Source organism: Ascidiimonas meishanensis, assembly GCF_037782385.1.
In the GTDB taxonomy this organism is placed as follows: Bacteria; Bacteroidota; Bacteroidia; order Flavobacteriales; family Flavobacteriaceae; genus Ascidiimonas; species Ascidiimonas meishanensis.
The window spans coordinates 140,321-157,062 of sequence record NZ_JBBEXD010000005.1; the positions used below are offsets into that span (position 1 = coordinate 140,321).

Below are 16,742 nucleotides of genomic sequence, written 5' to 3' on the forward strand. Positions count from 1 at the left end.
TTATAAATTTAAAGCTCGTAATAGGTAATAAGATTGGGTTCTTAATTTATAATTTCAAATATAAGAGGCTTTTTAACAGGCTTTTAAAATATGTTGTGAGTACATGTCAATCTGTTGTGAACTGCCATTTAAACGTAATTCAGGTGAGGTTATTTGTATTATAAAATGGTATTCTAGATCATTTTAAGTTTATAAATATGTAAAAAGCAGGGCAAATAGACCCTGCTTTTTCAAAAATTAATAAGTAATAACCAGATATCTTTAAGGATTGATAATTATGAATTCTGATCTTCTATTGCGTTCGTGCACTTCTTTGGCACATACTACTGTGTCATTACATTCATTCAGTAGTTGTTCTTCTCCATATCCAATCGCACTAACAATACGATCTGTATCAATACCATTGGCTACAAGATATGCCTTAGATGCCTGAGCACGACTTTCTGATAATATTTTGTTGTACACTTTACTGCCGCGAGCATCTGTATGTGCTTCAATTTTGATAATTAGGTTTTCATGCTGTTTTAGGACTAAAACAATTTTATCAAGTTCAAGAGCTGCATCCTTATTGATGCTAGACTCGCCAAATCCAAAGTGAATACCGTTATTTTTTAGTTTTGTGATTCCATTTTCAACAATAAAATAGCTTTCTGATTTAACAACATCTTCCGTTTTAGATTTGGTAATACTAGCATTCATGTCTTGTTTTACAATTACTTCTTCTTTTGCTTGTACAGAAAGCTCATTTGAATCTACTAGCATCTTAGATGCTTCAACTATTGTTTTAAATAAGATAGGAGAAGCTGGCTCTTTAGAAAGATGCTTGCTTTTAGTGGTGGCAAGTTCTAGACTCTGGGTTGGTGTTTGAAAGGCATAGATATCATCTTCTCCTTTTCCTCCAGCACGGTTGGAAGCAAAATACCCTTTATTGCTTATAGAATTAATTACAAATGAGAAATCGTCATTTTCACTATTATAGGGCGTTCCCAGATTTTGAACTTTGTTGAATCCGCCTTCCTTTAATAAAGTTGCCTGAAAGATATCCAAATTTCCTAATCCCAAGTGACCTTCAGATGAAAAGTATAGTTCTGTATCCGTCACAAAAGGAAACAATTCTTTTTGAGAAGTGTTGATTTCAGGTCCTAAGTTACGAGGGATTGAGAAACTCTCGTAGGGTAAAATATCTACTACAAAAATATCTGTATCACCAAGTGTTCCAGGCATATCGGAAATAAAATATAGTTTTTTACCATCGGGACTCACAGCGGGATGCGCGGTAGAATAAAGATCGCTATTAAAAGAAACTTCTTTAGGCCTAGTCCAGCTTCCTTTTTTAAAAGTAGACATGTAAATTTTTAAATGACTTACTCCATTTTTATCTTTTTTAAGTTTTTTATCAAAGTTAGTACGTGTAAAAAACATGGTTTTAAGATCTGGAGTAAAGGCAACACCTGCTTCGTGATATTTGGAATTAATAGTCTCAGGAAAGGGCATTGTTTTTTCAAGATCCAAAGTTTGACTGTTAATGTTCGCGATATATAAATCCATATAAGAATCATCATTAGTAGCTGCATAGACTAGTTTGTCATTGCCTAAAAATACAGGTGAAAATTCTGAAGATGTGCTATTTATTGAAAGGCTAGTAAGGATTAATTTAGAATGATTAATTACAGGCAAAGGTAAATTACCAGCACTAGTTTTGGCGGGGATATTACCTATTTCTTTTTTATACCTACGTAGTATTCTTTTAGCTTTCCCCTGCTTGCCTATACCTTTTAGCGTATTAGCATATTGAAAGAGCATAGCAGGTGTCATTTGTTTTCGGTGTTTGTTATAAAGCTCTTCATACCAAATATTAGCCATATACATTTCGGTATTGAGATAATGTGCATTGGCCGCTTTTTTCAAAATTTCAAAGCTGTAGATTGGTGCTTGATCAGCCAAAATCTTTTCATAGAGAACAGCCGCTTGTGTATAAGACAAGTTTTTAAAATAAGTGTTTGCTTTTTGTAATAAGCTTACATTAGGTCTTTTGTTAAGTGCTTTTAAGAAAGGAGCACTGTTAATACCCGATGAAGTAAGAGGTTTTTCGAGACTGGTAAACGCATAATTTTCCTGCTGTAAGGCAAGACTATTTTTATTGTTATAAGTCTGTGCATGAGAAAGAGCAAAGAACAGGGTAAGAATTAGGACAAGACGGAGTTTCATGAGAGTCAAGATTTAATGGTTATACTATGTATTTAGGTTATCTATTATAAATTAGTTGATATGAAGGCAACAAGCCTATTGGATATGAATGTTTGTAAAAAAAGAATTTGTTGGTGATACCTCTTTGATGATGCTTCCACACAAGAAGTTGAAAAGTAAGCACGTACTGATAAAGAGAAGCCAACAATAATTGGCAGGCATATAAGTAATAAGCACTAAGGTTATAACACCATAGTGTAGATTGTTGAGGGCCCATAAGTTCAATTTCTAAGCATCAATAGGAGATGCTTTATTAGGTCTTAAATAGGATACAGAGGTATCTATTTATAAATCAAATATATAAGAGAATAAAGAGAAGTAGCGATTAATGTTGTGATCTGTTAGGTTTCTGTGGTGAATAGATGCTTTTTGTATAGAATAGGAGGGTTACAACCTTTTAAACATCAGGTAATTATCTTTTTATATAAAAGTAAAATTGCTTTGAAATTAGAATAATCTTTTAACTATGGCATTAATTTAATAACAAATGAACAGCTTAAAATCCCCAACATATATGAAACTCATGTATTTTAAAAGGGAAGAGATCTGCATTTAAGAATTTTAGGCTATTAGATTTTTAGATGATTCGCTTGGAGATAAAAAAACTACTATACTTGTAATTAATCAATTAGGTTTTTAATGAGCTATTGTGTCAAAAGAATGGGAATGTTTTGTCTGTTATGTATGCGTTATCAAATGGCTCAGATTCCTCATGGTTTAATAACCCCGAAATCTGTTTTAGATTGGGTTCAAACTACTCCTTATGAAATTTTATTTCAGCGAGATTTTTACAATAAAAAGTATAAAGGAATGCCTTTTGTGGAACAAATTGCTGAGGAACTTACATTTAGAATGGATAATTTAGACACTTCAAAAAAAAACATCCCATTTCTCAATGGGATGTTACATGTAATTATTATACAGTTAAGCAATTAGTCTGCTGTTACAGTTGCTTTTAAATATTCCCTGTTCATGCGAGCAATATTTTCTAAAGAAATACCTTTTGGGCATTCTACTTCACATGCGCCTGTATTCGTGCAGTTACCAAAACCTTCCAAATCCATTTGTCGAACCATATTGATAACACGGTCTGTAGCTTCAACTTGACCTTGTGGCAACAAAGCAAATTGTGAAACCTTAGCCGAAGTAAATAGCATTGCACTTGCATTTTTACAAGCAGCTACACAGGCACCGCAACCTATACATGTAGCAGCATCAAAGGCACGGTCTGCATCGTGTTTTTCAATAGGAATTGCATTGGCATCAACAGTGTTTCCAGAGGTATTAACGGAGACATATCCACCTGCTTGTTGAATTCGGTCAAAAGCGCCACGATCTACAATAAGATCTTTAATAACCGGAAAAGCTTTGGCTCTAAAAGGCTCAATATAAATAGTATCTCCATCTTTAAACCTTCTCATATGCAACTGGCAGGTAGTGATACCGCGATCAGGGCCATGGGGTTCTCCGTTGATCTGCAAAGAGCAGGAACCGCAGATACCTTCACGGCAATCATGATCAAATTCTACAGGTTCTTCTCCTTTTTCAACAAGACCCTCATTAAGAACATCAAGCATCTCTAGGAAAGACATATCTGGAGATACCTCAGCGATATCATAGTCTACTATTTTACCCGATGATTTAGCATCTTGCTGGCGCCATATTTTTAGTTTAAGATTCATATCTCAAAGTTATTTATTATTTGTTATCAGGTTCTTTTGAGTTTTATATACAATTCATCAATTATATTTTCAAATGAACCTAATTAACTGATTATATTTTTCTTTTTCTACACACTTTTTTTACTTTATAAACAATGACATTGGAAAACCTATAGGCCATGTCCAACTTTCATTACTTATAACTACGTGTTTTAAGTTCAATATTTTCATAAGTAAGCTCTTCTTTGTGTAAAACAGCTTTTGAAGGCTCTCCTTTGTATTCCCATGCTGATACAAACCTAAAATTCTCATCGTCTCTAAGAGCTTCTCCTTCCGGAGTTTGGTATTCTTCTCTAAAATGTCCTCCACAAGATTCATTTCTGGTCAAGGCATCTTTTGCAAACAATTCTCCTAATTCTAAGAAGTCAGCTACCCGCATGGCCTTTTCCAATTCTTGATTCTTGGTATAGGCAGTTCCTGGAACTTTTACATTGGCATAAAAATCTTCTCTTAACTCTTTGATTTCTTTGATGGCTGATTTTAAATCTTTTTCATTACGGCTCATGCCGCATTTATTCCACATGATTTTACCTAATATTCTATGGTAAGAATCTACGGTTTTGGTTCCATTATTATTAACGAATCTTTCTAATTGAGCTTTTACATTTTGCTCTGCTTCTTCAAATTCAGGAGAATCTGTTGAAATTGGCCCAGTTCTGATGTCATCTGATAAGTAGTCACCAATAGTATAAGGAAGTACAAAATAACCATCTGCCAGTCCTTGCATCAATGCTGAAGCACCCAAACGATTCGCACCATGATCTGAAAAGTTTGCTTCCCCGGCAGCATAACAACCAGGTATGGTAGTCATTAAATTATAATCAACCCAAACACCTCCCATGGTGTAGTGAACTGCTGGATAAATCATCATAGGAGTTTTGTATGGATTCTCATCTACGATTTTCTCATACATCTGAAAAAGGTTTCCATATTTATTGGAAATTACCTCTTCACCTAGTTTTATGACTTCCTCCTTGGAAGGGTTGTGATTACCATGAATAGCAGCTTGCTCTTTTCCATAACGTTCTATAGCTGCTGCAAAATCCAGATATACTGCTTCTCCAGTTTTGTTAACCCCATAACCTGCATCGCATCTTTCTTTAGCAGCTCTGGAGGCTACATCTCGTGGCACTAGGTTACCAAACGACGGATAACGTCTTTCTAAATAGTAATCTCTATCTTTCTCTGGAATAGCGGTAGGTTTTAAGCTACCTTCACGAATTGCTTTTGCATCTTCAATTTTTGCTGGAACCCAGATTCGTCCATCATTACGAAGTGATTCAGACATCAGCGTAAGCTTAGACTGGTGATCCCCGGAAACCGGAATACAAGTTGGGTGAATTTGTGTAAAACAAGGATTTGCAAAGTATGCCCCTCTTTTGTGTACTTTCCAACCTGCGGTAACATTACTACCCATCGCATTTGTAGAAAGAAAAAATACATTGCCATAGCCACCAGAAGCAATTACAACTGCATGTGCAGAATGTCTCTGAATCTCTCCAGTAACTAAATTACGAGCAATAATACCTCTTGCCTTGCCATCTACAATTACTAAATCTAGCATTTCATGCCTATTGTAAGGCTTGATTTTTCCACGATTAATTTGACGGTTCATAGCGGCATAAGCACCTAATAAAAGCTGCTGTCCGGTTTGTCCTTTTGCATAGAATGTTCTTGATACCAATACACCACCAAAAGAACGGTTGTCTAGAAGGCCACCGTATTCACGGGCAAAAGGAACTCCCTGTGCCACGCACTGATCAATAATATTAGTAGAAACTTCTGCCAATCTATAGACATTGGCTTCGCGCGATCGATAATCACCCCCTTTTACGGTGTCGTAAAACAAGCGGTAGGTAGAATCACCATCTCCTTGATAGTTCTTTGCGGCATTAATACCTCCCTGAGCTGCAATAGAGTGTGCACGGCGCGGTGAATCTTGATAACAAAATGTTTTAACGTTGTAACCTAATTCTGCAAGTGTAGCAGCAGCAGCACCTCCTGCAAGACCAGTCCCTACTACAATTACATCAATGTTACGCTTATTAGCTGGATTTACCAGATTAATATCATTTTTATGCTTTGTCCACTTATCTCCTATGGAGCCTTGTGGTATTTTAGAATCTAATGTTGCCATAGTCAATTTTTTTAATGTCCGTTAAAATGATGAAACACTGCAATAAAAATGAATCCTAACGGAATAAGAATTGCATACGCTTTCCCCAATTTTTTTAGGAGGGGTGTGTACTTATTATTAAAACCCATAGACTGGAAAGCAGATTGGAAGCCATGAAGTAGGTGTAATGCGAGCAATATAAAGGCAATTACATAAGCTCCTACACGAAGCGGGCTATGAAATTTTTCTACCGTTTCATGATAATAGCGAGTAGGGTCTTCTGGCAGCACCTCTATATATTTGTAATTCATTTCTGGAAACCAAAAATCAATAAAGTGAAGAATTAAAAAGGCTAAAATCACCAAGCCACTTATAAGCATATTACGTGACATCCAGGAAGCATTTTCTCCTCCAGCGTACTTAGCATAACCTACAGGTCCTCTGGCTGCCCTGTTTTTGGCTTCAAGAATAAAGCCCATAACAAAGTGAAACACGACGCCAAAAATCAAAATTGGCTGCGCCAGAAATTGGACAAATGGATTGTTTCCCATAAAATGAGACCACTCATTAAAGGTGTCTGGACTGAATACTGAAGTAATATTAATAGTAAAATGTTGTAAAAGAAAAACCAGCAGAAAAAGTGCTGAAAGAGCCATAGAAACTTTTCTAGCTATGGAGGAACTAATGATTTTGCTCATTGGGTATTTAATTTAAAGTGGCACAAAATTACAGTACAGCCTACTCATTAACAAACTTTAAGAAGGGTTTTCCCCTTATTTCCAGTTAATTTAGAATAAGTTTAAGCCTTGTTTAACTTTCATTGTAAATCCAACTTGTTTTCAAGGGCTTGATTAAACAGTTTACGGTTAGTTAACGTCAAATTTAGCGGTTTTCTGAGTTCCATTACCAGAAATAACTACTTTATAACTTCCTTTAGGTAAAAAGTAATCTCCGTTAGCTGCTTTGGATAATTCTTCATTCTTATGTTTTTTCAGAAAACTTTTTCGTCCTTTTTCGCTTACGGTAATGTCATATGGGACGTAATTAAATCCAGCATCTGCTGTGAAATCAAAAGTATGCATTAAAATTCCTTTACTAGACATAATTTCTACTTTGTATTCTCCAGCTGTAGAGCTATACATTTGGAAGTTTATAGAAGGCTTATATGCTTTTAACCATTTACTCCAAGTGCTACCCCACCTTCCTGTTTTTCTAATGGATGGAATATTAAAAATATGCAATACCTTGTCTTTAATTTGGTCTGTGAAAAGCTGTAAAGGTTCAATATTGGTTTTGTAGATACTTCTACCATGGGTTCCTACCAGTAAATCTTTTGCTTTAGCTTGTATTTTCAGATCATGCACCGCGACATATGGAATGCCCTTATGAAACGCTTGCCAATTGCTTCCAGTATCAAACGAAACATAGACCCCATTATCTGTACCGATAAATAAAAGGTTTTCATTTTCAGAATCTTCAATAATTACATTCACCGGAACATTAGGTAAGTTATTAGAAATTGATTTCCAAGTAACCCCATTATCATTGCTCATATATACGTAGGCATTAAAATCATCCCAACGATACCCATTTAAAGTTACATAGACTCGGTCTTTTTTATGTTTTGAAGCAACAACACGACTCACCCATAAATCTTTAGGAAATGTGCTGGAGATTAACTTCCAGTTAGCACCCCCATCTTTGGACATGTGTACAAGACCATCGTCGCTTCCGGTGTAAAGTAAACCAAATTGAAAAGGAGATTCATCAATAGTGGTGAGTGTACCATAGGCTACATTTCCCTTCTTACCACCACTTGTAAGATCCTTAGAAATTGGTACCCAATCTTCTCCCTGATTCATAGATCTATGTAATTTATTTCCACCTAAGTATAAAATATCCTGATTGTGTGGTGAGAGTAGTATAGGAGTTTGCCAATTAAATCGGTACGGGCTTTCACCTAATTCATGTTTTGGCTGAATATATTCTGAAGTATCTTCTGCTAAGTTTATTCTGTAATAATTACCAAACTGAAAACCAGTGTAAACTATATTAGGATCTCTGGAATCTATTTGAATTTGCATTCCGTCTCCCCCCATAATACTCTTCCATGGGTATTGACCGGTTTGATGCCATCTACTATTTTGCTCAGCGTCATGTGGTCCCATCCAAACCCCATTGTCTTGTAATCCCCCATAAACATGATACGGTTCTTGATGGTCTACGTTAATAGCATAAAATTGTCCTACAGACGGAGAGTTGTTTTTTATCCATGTTTCTCCATCATCATAACTAATGTTAACGCCTCCATCATTTCCATTAATAATATGGCCGGGCATTTTTGGATTTAACCAGATCGCATGATGATCTGCATGCACATTTTCCCGATTGATAGAGGTAAAGGTCTTACCACCGTCTTTTGATTTTATGATGGGAACTCCTGCAGTATAAATATGCTCTTTATTGGTAAGATCTACTTCAATTTGTGCAAAGTAGTAGCCATAGCTGTAAAAAAGATCATCTATGTATCCTTCATGTGTTTTTTTCCAGTTTTTTCCGCCATCATCACTTCTATATATTTCAGCACCTACAACAGGAGTATCAAAAAGCATGGCATTGGCATTTTCTAAATATTTTGCCAAATCTGCTGGTTGTACAGTACCACTCCGCACCATTTGCTTAACATTATCTGCACGGTATTTTTCTTGAAACCCATTAAGTTTTAAATAGGTGTTTAATTTTTTATCGTCAAGCTTCAAGAAAGCATCTAGGGTCATTGATTTAAAGTCTTCTTTAGAGAGCGTTTCAGATTCTTTTTTCTCTTCTGATTTTTTTCTTAAATACTGACTATCATGCACGGCGTAGACGGTATTTTCATCATAAACTGCTAGCCCAATACGTCCAAGCCCATTTCCTGTAGGGAAGCCACTGTCTTTGGTAGAAATTAGTTGCCAGCTGCTACCGCCATCAGTACTTTTATAAATTCCCGAGTGCTCACCGTTTCCAGTAAAATTCCAAGCTTTTCTATCTTTTTGCCAAGCAGCGGCATACTGAATATTGAAATTATCAGGTGCAAAAGCTAAATCTATAATACCTGTATTTTCATTTATAAAAAGAGTTTGTTTCCATGTCTTACCTCCATCTGAGGTTTTGTAGATACCTCTTTGTTTATTAGGAGAGTATAAATGTCCAGTAATACCAATCACTACTTCATCAGAATTAGAAGGATTGAGGAGTATTCTACCAGTATGATGTGAATCTGGGAGTCCTACATAATCCCATGTTTTACCATTATTTGTTGATTTCAGGATACCAATACCTGCATAAGAAGAGCGGGAAGCATTGTTTTCTCCCCCACCTACCCAGATGGTTCTTGTAGACCAGTCAACAGCAATATCTCCAATATTTTGCGTGGGTGCTGAATCTAAGATAGGTGTAAAACTAGTGCCATTATTTTTGGTGTGCCATAGACCGCCCGAAGCATAGGCAACATAAAATTCAGTAGGGTTATCTGGATTTACATCCAAATCTACTACACGACCACTCATTACTGTAGGGCCAATATTATCAAAAGGAATATTTTTCACTATTGAATTGGCACGTAGTTGTTTGGTTTTTTCAATAGAACTTTTAATTGCTTCTTGAGAAGAAGCGGGCTGTTGTGCAGATGTGGTCATAAATAAACACATGGCAAAGCCCAAGAGTATATATTTTCGCATTAGATGGTTTTTTAGTGTTGATGAAATTAGAGAATGTAATATTGCTGTCAAAACTTTTAAAAAGAGTTTAACAAGAATTGACATCTAAGTTGTTATTTTTGAAGATATAAACTAACTGAATTTAAATCATGAAGTACCACCCGATAGACCGAAATCTTTTTGTAAAAAATCGTTCAAAATTTGCGGCTCAGATGAAGTCTAAGAGCCTTGCAGTTTTTAATTCAAATGATATATACCCTATTGGCGCAGATAGTACTTTGCCTTTTGAGCAGGCAAGAGACATTTTTTACCTAAGTGGGGTAGATCAGGAAGAATCTATTTTGGTGTTGTTTCCGGATGCTTTGAATCCCAAACACAGGGAAATCTTGTTCTTAAAGGAGACCAATGAGCATATTGCCATATGGGAAGGTGAAAAACTATCCAAGGATAGAGCCTTTGCTACCAGTGGTATTAAAAAGGTATATTGGCTTACTGATTTTGAGAAGGTTTTTTATGACTTAATGACAGAAACAGAATTCATTTATTTCAATACAAATGAGCATTACCGGCAGACTGTTAAAACGGAAACCAGAGAAGACCGATTTATAAAAGCAACTAAGGCCAAGTTTCCAGCCCATAAATGGGAACGAAGCAATCCTATTTTGCAGGATATTCGCGGGGTAAAAGAACCAGAAGAAATTCATATAATGCAAACGGCCTGTGATATTACGGAGAAAGGGTTCAAGAGAGTTTTACAATTTGTAAAACCGGGGGTATGGGAATATGAAATTGAAGCGGAGTACCTGCATGAGTTTATTAGAAATCGCTCTAAAGGATTTGCCTATACACCTATTGTAGCTTCTGGTTACAATGCAAATGTTTTACATTATATACAAAATAATAACCAGTGTAAAGAAGGTGATATGTTGCTAATGGATGTAGGTGCAGAGTATGCCAATTATTCTAGCGATATGACTCGTACTATTCCGGTTAACGGGCGTTTTACAGATCGGCAAAAAGCAGTCTACAATGCAGTTTTAAGAGTAAAAGATGAAGCCACTAAAATGTTGATACCTGGAACGCTCTGGGAAGCGTATCATAAAGAAGTTGGAAAACTCATGACATCTGAATTGTTAGGGTTAGGATTACTGGACAAAGCCGATGTACAAAATGAAAGTGTAGACTGGCCGGCGTATAAAAAATATTTTATGCACGGTACTTCTCACCATATTGGATTAGATACACATGATTACGGGGCATTAAAAACCCCTATGAAGGCAAATATGGTCTTTACCGTAGAGCCAGGTATTTATATTCCAGATGAAAATATGGGGGTACGTATAGAAGATGATGTGGTTATTCAGGAAAATGGAGCGCCAATTAATTTGATGAAAAACATACCAATCACGGTAGAGGAAATTGAGGATTGGATGCATGCAAAGTAAATTATTTTGAAATCCGTCTTTGTAATTTTTAAAACTTTAATAATAGCGTACTCATTTAAGTGAAAAACGTACGCTTTATCTTGTAGATACGTAAGTCGCATATACTATCTGATAAATCTGAATGCTTCTAAAATCATTAAAACCCGTACAATGGTATTTTGTATCAAATAATATTAACGGTTGGGTCGATTGGCTTTTCTTACAGGATTACTTTTAAAATGCTTAACCGCTACATCTTTAATAACTTTTAATAGACCGTTAAGAGGCTTTAGAAACCCTTTAGCTTCTTTCTTGGAATGCATAGGATCAACAAATTTTACCGGATTAATTTCAAAATGTTTAACCGCTACATTTTCAATAACTTTTAAGCTAAGATCAGGTATTCGTGAGCTGTTAAGAGGTTTTAGAAGCTTTTCAAGTTCTTTCTTGGAACGCATATGATCAACAAAGTCATTGAAAAAAGGGTCTCTAAAATGAAACCTAGAATCTACATCATATCCAGCTTCTACTATATTAGAGGCAACTTCTATATCTTGGTTAATTAAAGCATGTTTAATAGCTTTCTCTATTATATCTTCGCCTATATTTACAGGCAGACCTACTTTTAGTAAATATTGTTGTGCCTCTTGAAAATCTAACATCCCCGAACTTCTTCCAATTCTATCAAAATTAGCTCCTCTTTCCGAAAGAACCTTGCCCAAATGATAGTTCCCATTATTGACAGCTGTATCCATAGCCGTCCATCCATCCTCAGATGCGGCATGTATATTGACTCCACCATGATCTAATAAAGAAGTGACTACCTTGAGGTTCAAATCGCGTGGGCTAACACCAGCAATAGCCATAAGTAGCGTACGACCACCTCTACTTCTGTCTACCATATTAGGATTTGCCCCACTATCTAAAAGTGTTTGGACATTACTTACGTTTCCTTGCTCTAAAGCCTTAATTAGATTCTTATCAATTCTTGAGTCTGCATCAATAATTAGTTTCATATACCTAAATTTTTAAATTTATAATTGGTTTTTGAGGAAGAGTGTGTCATATTCAAAAACCGTTTAATACCTTATTAATATTGATTCACAGTAAAAACGATTAAATCATAATTAACCCTTCGATTATCAATAAGTACATAAAAAGCGTTTAAACCCCCTATCAACCAAGTGATAAAACTTGAAAAGGTTCCCGAGCCTTGACCTTCCTTCTTGGATGCATGTAAAGCAAAATATTTTGAAATGCGTCATAGTAATTTAGGTGATTTAAAACTCCTTTTCGATTTTTACTTAATAGCTATTGAATACCAAAAACCAACCATTTAAAAACAATTGGCCTCAATTTTCAAAGGAAATGGTGTAAAAGGAATTGGAAGAAAACAGGCAGTTTCAATTATCAATAAACATGGAAGTAGCTTGTAGTTGGGCAATTGCTTTTTTCAGATTTTAAACTTTAGCAAAAAAGAAATAGGGAAGCAGCCGTGTATTTACATAGAATAGCTACCAACACCAAATACAGAGGGTGTCAATTGGTGAAAATTATAGCCAATTAGGTAATCACATTTGCCAAACAATATCAAAAAGACTTTATACGTATGGATACAGTTGGTGAGAATAAAATTGCACATTATCAAAAATGCGGCTTCATAATATTTAAGGCTTTCACAACTTAAAAACACCAACACCTTACCGGCACATTATCATAACGCTATGGTGAGCTTATTTAAAATAAAAATAACCCTGTAGCCATCAAGAGTACAGGGTTATTTTATGTATTGTTTTATGATTAATCAATAATAGCTGTTACATTGAGACTTCCTACATTACCTACTGCCCCAAATTGATCTCTGCATACAGCAACATACCAATCCGGACCCCACCAGGTTCTTGAGATTCTGAATGATTTTTTCTTCTTTGTTTCACTTAGGCTTATGTTGAAAGAGAATGCTGGATCGCAGTTTTCGTCTAGAGAAGCTCTATGTGCAATAGCAATTCCTCCCATAAACAGGGTTTTGGTGAACCTGCGTTTTTTCCATCTTCCCCTTCTCCTTTTCCAACCAGTGATTTTGGATTTGATAATTTTATAGGCAACATAGTTTCTGACTTTTGCAACTACTCTAAGCCGTCTACTTCCATTGTTTCCGGTTTCAACTTCTTTTCGCCAAGTTCTGCATCCGTTTGCCCTACTTAGAAAAGACCCACCATTATTGGAATTGATCTCTACGTCTTCTGTAAATGTTTCCACCTTACCTAAAATACTAGCCTGAGAATCCTCGTTCAAAAATAGAGATGCAATCTCATCGTCTATATAAAAATTCGAAGGGTCCTTTGATACATCTAAATCTTCTCCACTTGCCGCAAGCCAGTTGTCTGATAAAGTTTTTACTTTGTTCCATAAGGTGGGAATTGGCATACGGTCTGAAACGCATTGTTGAATGTTTTCTGCAAAAACTCCGTCATTCCACATAAGTTCTTCTATACCATTAAGAATCTCCTCATCTACATCATTGGATATAGCAGCTTCAAGGGTATAATAATTAACAATTGAAGGATTTTTTTTAGCTTCAACTAACAACTCTTCTAATCTTGCTTCTACCGTATCCTGAAACCTTCTATCCACATCTTCAATGGCTTCGTATAGGCTTTGCATGCTTCTTTCATCAGGAAAAACAAGATACCCTCTTTCCGAATTTATTCCACTTAGATCAATCAAACTACAGAGACTAGATTGAAGTGAGCGAAGTTCAGATACAGAAGATGCATAGGAGCTATAAAACGTTTTTTGACCAGAAAGAAAAGTCACATCCGAATTGGATTCTCTAGCAGTGACTTCATTGATTGAGGTGCTTTCCTCATTCGTTGATTCTACTGAATCTTTAGAGCATGAATAAATTGCAATTAATACAAATAATACACTTACATTTTTTAAAACCGAAATCTTAGGTTTAAAACTAATTTTTTTCATAGCAAACAATTTTATGTTAGTAAATTACTTTAATAAATGTAAGAAAAATATTTATTTTTTTTTGAAAAAACAATCATAAATTTTACTTCTTAGAAGACATTTATAAAAATAGTTGTGATTGATTTAATTGGTTTTTCTATAAAAAGTAGTGGATACCTGATGATAGTTTATTTATGGTGTTAAAACTATCTTTTTTCTATCAATTAAGTTGGTTTTTTCTTTTTGACTGTATCTTATTAATTTCAAACATAAAATAGTTCATTTTTTGTTGGGGGCTTTTGTAATTCTATCATACTATTCTCTAAACCATTTAGTTTTTGGTCATTAATTCCAATAACTAGTAAATAATAGTAAATGGAGGTCCAATATTAAAAAGATGCAAAGTCTTTTCTTGGAAATCCCAAAACATAACCTACCAAATACGTAAGATGGAGACGAAAATTGTAATTATTAATAGAAGATCTGTTTGGCTAACCTTTGGTTATCTTTCAAATAGTGAAGAAACCTGTGAGCGTGAGATTTCAAAACCTGTAGTTTGCTACTTTAAATTGTCACAGCCTAGAAATTTAAATTATGGGGAGCCCATAAAAAATGAAAACGAAGAGATTTTGGTGTTTGCTAATAAGATAGAAGCCCAAAAAGAAGTATGCGAAATATTAAAGGCTAAAATCTATCCTCCTAATTTTAAACATCCTTTGGAGTATACGATCTCTGATATTGCCGAGATTATGCATAAGCAATTAGTAATAGATATAGGTTATATAGATTCAGAAGAACCCACAGAATCTTTAGAGGGAACCATATTCTATTGTTCTTTTGCTGGCAACCCATCATACCTTCCTATGTCTGCTAGCATAAAATTACGTACAAATGAAGAAAGAGAGGTTAATGTATTTGAGATAAAAAAGATTAGGAAAAATTGAAATTATTTTTAGATAAGCTCAAAAAACGAGGCTTTTACTTTATATTTATATAAGAAAAAACTTAAATAAATAAAAATGAAAAAAGCAAAGTTAAATCAGTTGAATTTAAAGAAGTTAACCGTTTCTAAACTAAGTGAAAGTATTAAAGGAGGGAAGCATACAGTTGAGGTGTCAATAGTTTATGACACTATTGTCACTTGTCAAAATGATACGGAACGTAGCACCTGTGCAGATTCAGTAAGAGTATGTTGGGCTTAAAGAACTCATTGATTACAAAATGCTGCTTTCTGCGGCATTTTGTAATTATATCTAACAACAGTTAATGTTTTATCAAAAAAATCCTGAATCTAAATAGAATTAACTTTAGAGAGATATAAACTCCAGAAATTTACAAAAACAAAAACAATACTAGCAGGTAGCAGCCATGCCAGACTATAGCCTGCAAGTGGTAATAATTCAAGAATTGAATTCATTTCTTTGGTAAAACCAATTGAGGTTAAAAAATCTGGAATACTAAAAATAAGGGTTGTAAATACGACGGCTCTAAAAACCAAAACCGAAGTAAAGCGTTCTGGTATGATATTGAGAAGTATTAAAATAATAGTAACAGGGTAAATAAACATAAGAGCGGGCAGGGCAATATCAATAATATAATGTACATCAAACTGGCCCATAATTACTCCAAGTATAGAAGCAATTACCGCAGTAATTGTGTATACCTTAGAGGAGCCTTTAAAAAGTCCTTTAAAATAATCTGCAGTCCCCGTTACAATCCCCACGGCTGTGGTAAAACAAGCTAATGAAACCAGTACACTAAGTAAAGAAGTGCCAATGGCACCCAATGTCTTGTTACTTATTCCGGTAAGAACTTCTATACGGGTGGCATCTGGGGAAAATTCATTTCCAAATAAAGCCCCAGTAAGTATAAGTCCGGTGTAAATAAGAAATAATCCGGTACCTGCTAAGAGCCCTGCCTTTGTAATAAGTGATTTTTTCTCTTTAAACGAACCAAAGCCTTTTAAATTAAGTGAAATAATGAGTACTCCACCCACTACCACTCCACCAATGGCATCAAAGGTTTGATAGCCTTCAATTAATCCACTAACTAATGGCAATTTATAATTTCCACCTGTCATGGAATCATAAGGTGCAAATACGGCCATGCCAATAATAAGGAGAAGTATACCAATAATTAAAGGAGTTAAAATACGCCCTAGAATGTCTAGTATTTTAGATCTATTTAAAACAAATAGGAGCACGAGAATGAAATAAATGGTGCTTGTGAGCCACGATGTTGTTCCAAAAAAAGGAGCAATAGCAATTTCATGTGTAACTGAGGCTGTTCTAGGGGAAGGTAATGTGATGGAAATGATGTACACACACAGACAATAAATCACACTAAAAACAGGAGATACTTTTTTAGCAAAATCAAACATTGTGCCTTGAAGCCTTGCGTGAGCAAAGATAGCCATGATGGGTAAAAGCACACCGGAGATTAAAAAACCTAAGGCAACAATAATCCAATCTTCCCCAGCATTAAAACCCAAAAACGGAGGTAAAATAAGGTTACCAGCACCAAAAAAAAGAGAAAACAAGGCGAATCCGGTAATTAGAGTTTCTTTCGATTTATTCAT

The 16,742-nt window shown here is 35.2% G+C and carries 12 protein-coding genes; 4 read left to right on the forward strand and 8 right to left on the reverse strand.

Annotated features, from left to right (window positions below):
• Window positions 1-261: 261 nt before the first annotated feature.
• A complete protein-coding gene (locus WBG07_RS10905; protein WP_340201253.1) occupies window positions 262-2,208 on the reverse strand; it encodes an OmpA family protein in 1,947 nt (648 codons plus the stop codon).
• 705 nt (window positions 2,209-2,913) lie between these two features.
• Between WBG07_RS10905 and WBG07_RS10910 the strand changes: the two genes are divergently transcribed.
• The gene (locus WBG07_RS10910) at window positions 2,914-3,183 is read left to right on the forward strand and encodes a hypothetical protein (protein ID WP_340201256.1); all 270 of its coding nucleotides are present in this window, start codon (window positions 2,914-2,916) and stop codon (window positions 3,181-3,183) included.
• Here the strand turns inward: WBG07_RS10910 and WBG07_RS10915 are convergent.
• The 4 genes from WBG07_RS10915 to WBG07_RS10930 form a co-directional block, all read right to left on the reverse strand.
• Entirely contained in the window at window positions 3,180-3,929 is a 750-nt protein-coding gene (locus WBG07_RS10915; RefSeq protein ID WP_340201259.1) for a succinate dehydrogenase/fumarate reductase iron-sulfur subunit, read from the reverse strand. The genes WBG07_RS10910 and WBG07_RS10915 overlap by 4 nt on opposite strands.
• Before the next feature lie 172 nt (window positions 3,930-4,101).
• Window positions 4,102-6,105, reverse strand: coding sequence for a fumarate reductase/succinate dehydrogenase flavoprotein subunit (locus WBG07_RS10920; RefSeq protein ID WP_340201260.1), 2,004 nt, complete (start codon window positions 6,103-6,105; stop codon window positions 4,102-4,104).
• 11 nt (window positions 6,106-6,116) lie between these two features.
• Entirely contained in the window at window positions 6,117-6,782 is a 666-nt protein-coding gene (locus tag WBG07_RS10925) for a succinate dehydrogenase cytochrome b subunit (protein ID WP_340201262.1), read from the reverse strand.
• Between the two features lie 168 nt (window positions 6,783-6,950).
• Window positions 6,951-9,803: a VPS10 domain-containing protein gene (locus tag WBG07_RS10930; protein ID WP_340201265.1), complete on the reverse strand. Its 2,853-nt coding sequence runs from the start codon at window positions 9,801-9,803 to the stop codon at window positions 6,951-6,953.
• Between the two features lie 128 nt (window positions 9,804-9,931).
• On the opposite strand from WBG07_RS10930, the gene WBG07_RS10935 reads away from it, so the two are divergent.
• Window positions 9,932-11,227: an aminopeptidase P family protein gene (locus WBG07_RS10935; RefSeq protein ID WP_340201267.1), complete on the forward strand. Its 1,296-nt coding sequence runs from the start codon at window positions 9,932-9,934 to the stop codon at window positions 11,225-11,227.
• A gap of 173 nt (window positions 11,228-11,400) precedes the next feature.
• On the opposite strand, the gene WBG07_RS10940 is transcribed toward WBG07_RS10935, so the two are convergent.
• Together WBG07_RS10940 and WBG07_RS10945 are read right to left on the reverse strand one after the other, a co-directional pair.
• On the reverse strand, window positions 11,401-12,222 hold the full coding sequence (locus WBG07_RS10940) for an ankyrin repeat domain-containing protein (protein ID WP_340201269.1): 822 nt from the start codon (window positions 12,220-12,222) through the stop codon (window positions 11,401-11,403).
• Window positions 12,223-13,006: 784 nt separating this feature from the next.
• The gene (locus WBG07_RS10945) at window positions 13,007-14,185 is read right to left on the reverse strand and encodes a hypothetical protein (RefSeq protein ID WP_340201271.1); all 1,179 of its coding nucleotides are present in this window, start codon (window positions 14,183-14,185) and stop codon (window positions 13,007-13,009) included.
• Between the two features lie 428 nt (window positions 14,186-14,613).
• Between WBG07_RS10945 and WBG07_RS10950 the strand changes: the two genes are divergently transcribed.
• Window positions 14,614-15,108 (forward strand): hypothetical protein, encoded by a 495-nt coding sequence (locus WBG07_RS10950; protein WP_340201273.1) that lies wholly within the window; start codon window positions 14,614-14,616, stop codon window positions 15,106-15,108.
• A 75-nt stretch (window positions 15,109-15,183) separates the two neighbouring features.
• Window positions 15,184-15,366 carry a hypothetical protein gene (locus WBG07_RS10955; RefSeq protein WP_340201274.1) on the forward strand — a complete coding sequence of 61 codons (183 nt, stop codon included), beginning with the start codon at window positions 15,184-15,186 and terminating at the stop codon, window positions 15,364-15,366.
• 89 nt (window positions 15,367-15,455) lie between these two features.
• Here WBG07_RS10955 and brnQ read toward each other — a convergent pair whose 3' ends face one another.
• Entirely contained in the window at window positions 15,456-16,742 is a 1,287-nt protein-coding gene (brnQ, locus tag WBG07_RS10960) for a branched-chain amino acid transport system II carrier protein (protein WP_340201275.1), read from the reverse strand.

Coding starts and splice junctions, on each gene's coding strand:
- WBG07_RS10905 (WP_340201253.1), bottom strand. CDS start 2,208: ATGAAACTCCGTCTTGTCCTAATTCTTACCCTGTTCTTTGCTCTTTCT.
- WBG07_RS10910 (WP_340201256.1), top strand. CDS start 2,914: ATGTTTTGTCTGTTATGTATGCGTTATCAAATGGCTCAGATTCCTCAT.
- WBG07_RS10915 (WP_340201259.1), bottom strand. CDS start 3,929: ATGAATCTTAAACTAAAAATATGGCGCCAGCAAGATGCTAAATCATCG.
- WBG07_RS10920 (WP_340201260.1), bottom strand. CDS start 6,105: ATGGCAACATTAGATTCTAAAATACCACAAGGCTCCATAGGAGATAAG.
- WBG07_RS10925 (WP_340201262.1), bottom strand. CDS start 6,782: ATGAGCAAAATCATTAGTTCCTCCATAGCTAGAAAAGTTTCTATGGCT.
- WBG07_RS10930 (WP_340201265.1), bottom strand. CDS start 9,803: ATGCGAAAATATATACTCTTGGGCTTTGCCATGTGTTTATTTATGACC.
- WBG07_RS10935 (WP_340201267.1), top strand. CDS start 9,932: ATGAAGTACCACCCGATAGACCGAAATCTTTTTGTAAAAAATCGTTCA.
- WBG07_RS10940 (WP_340201269.1), bottom strand. CDS start 12,222: ATGAAACTAATTATTGATGCAGACTCAAGAATTGATAAGAATCTAATT.
- WBG07_RS10945 (WP_340201271.1), bottom strand. CDS start 14,185: ATGAAAAAAATTAGTTTTAAACCTAAGATTTCGGTTTTAAAAAATGTA.
- WBG07_RS10950 (WP_340201273.1), top strand. CDS start 14,614: ATGGAGACGAAAATTGTAATTATTAATAGAAGATCTGTTTGGCTAACC.
- WBG07_RS10955 (WP_340201274.1), top strand. CDS start 15,184: ATGAAAAAAGCAAAGTTAAATCAGTTGAATTTAAAGAAGTTAACCGTT.
- brnQ (WP_340201275.1), bottom strand. CDS start 16,742: ATGAATAAATCGAAAGAAACTCTAATTACCGGATTCGCCTTGTTTTCT.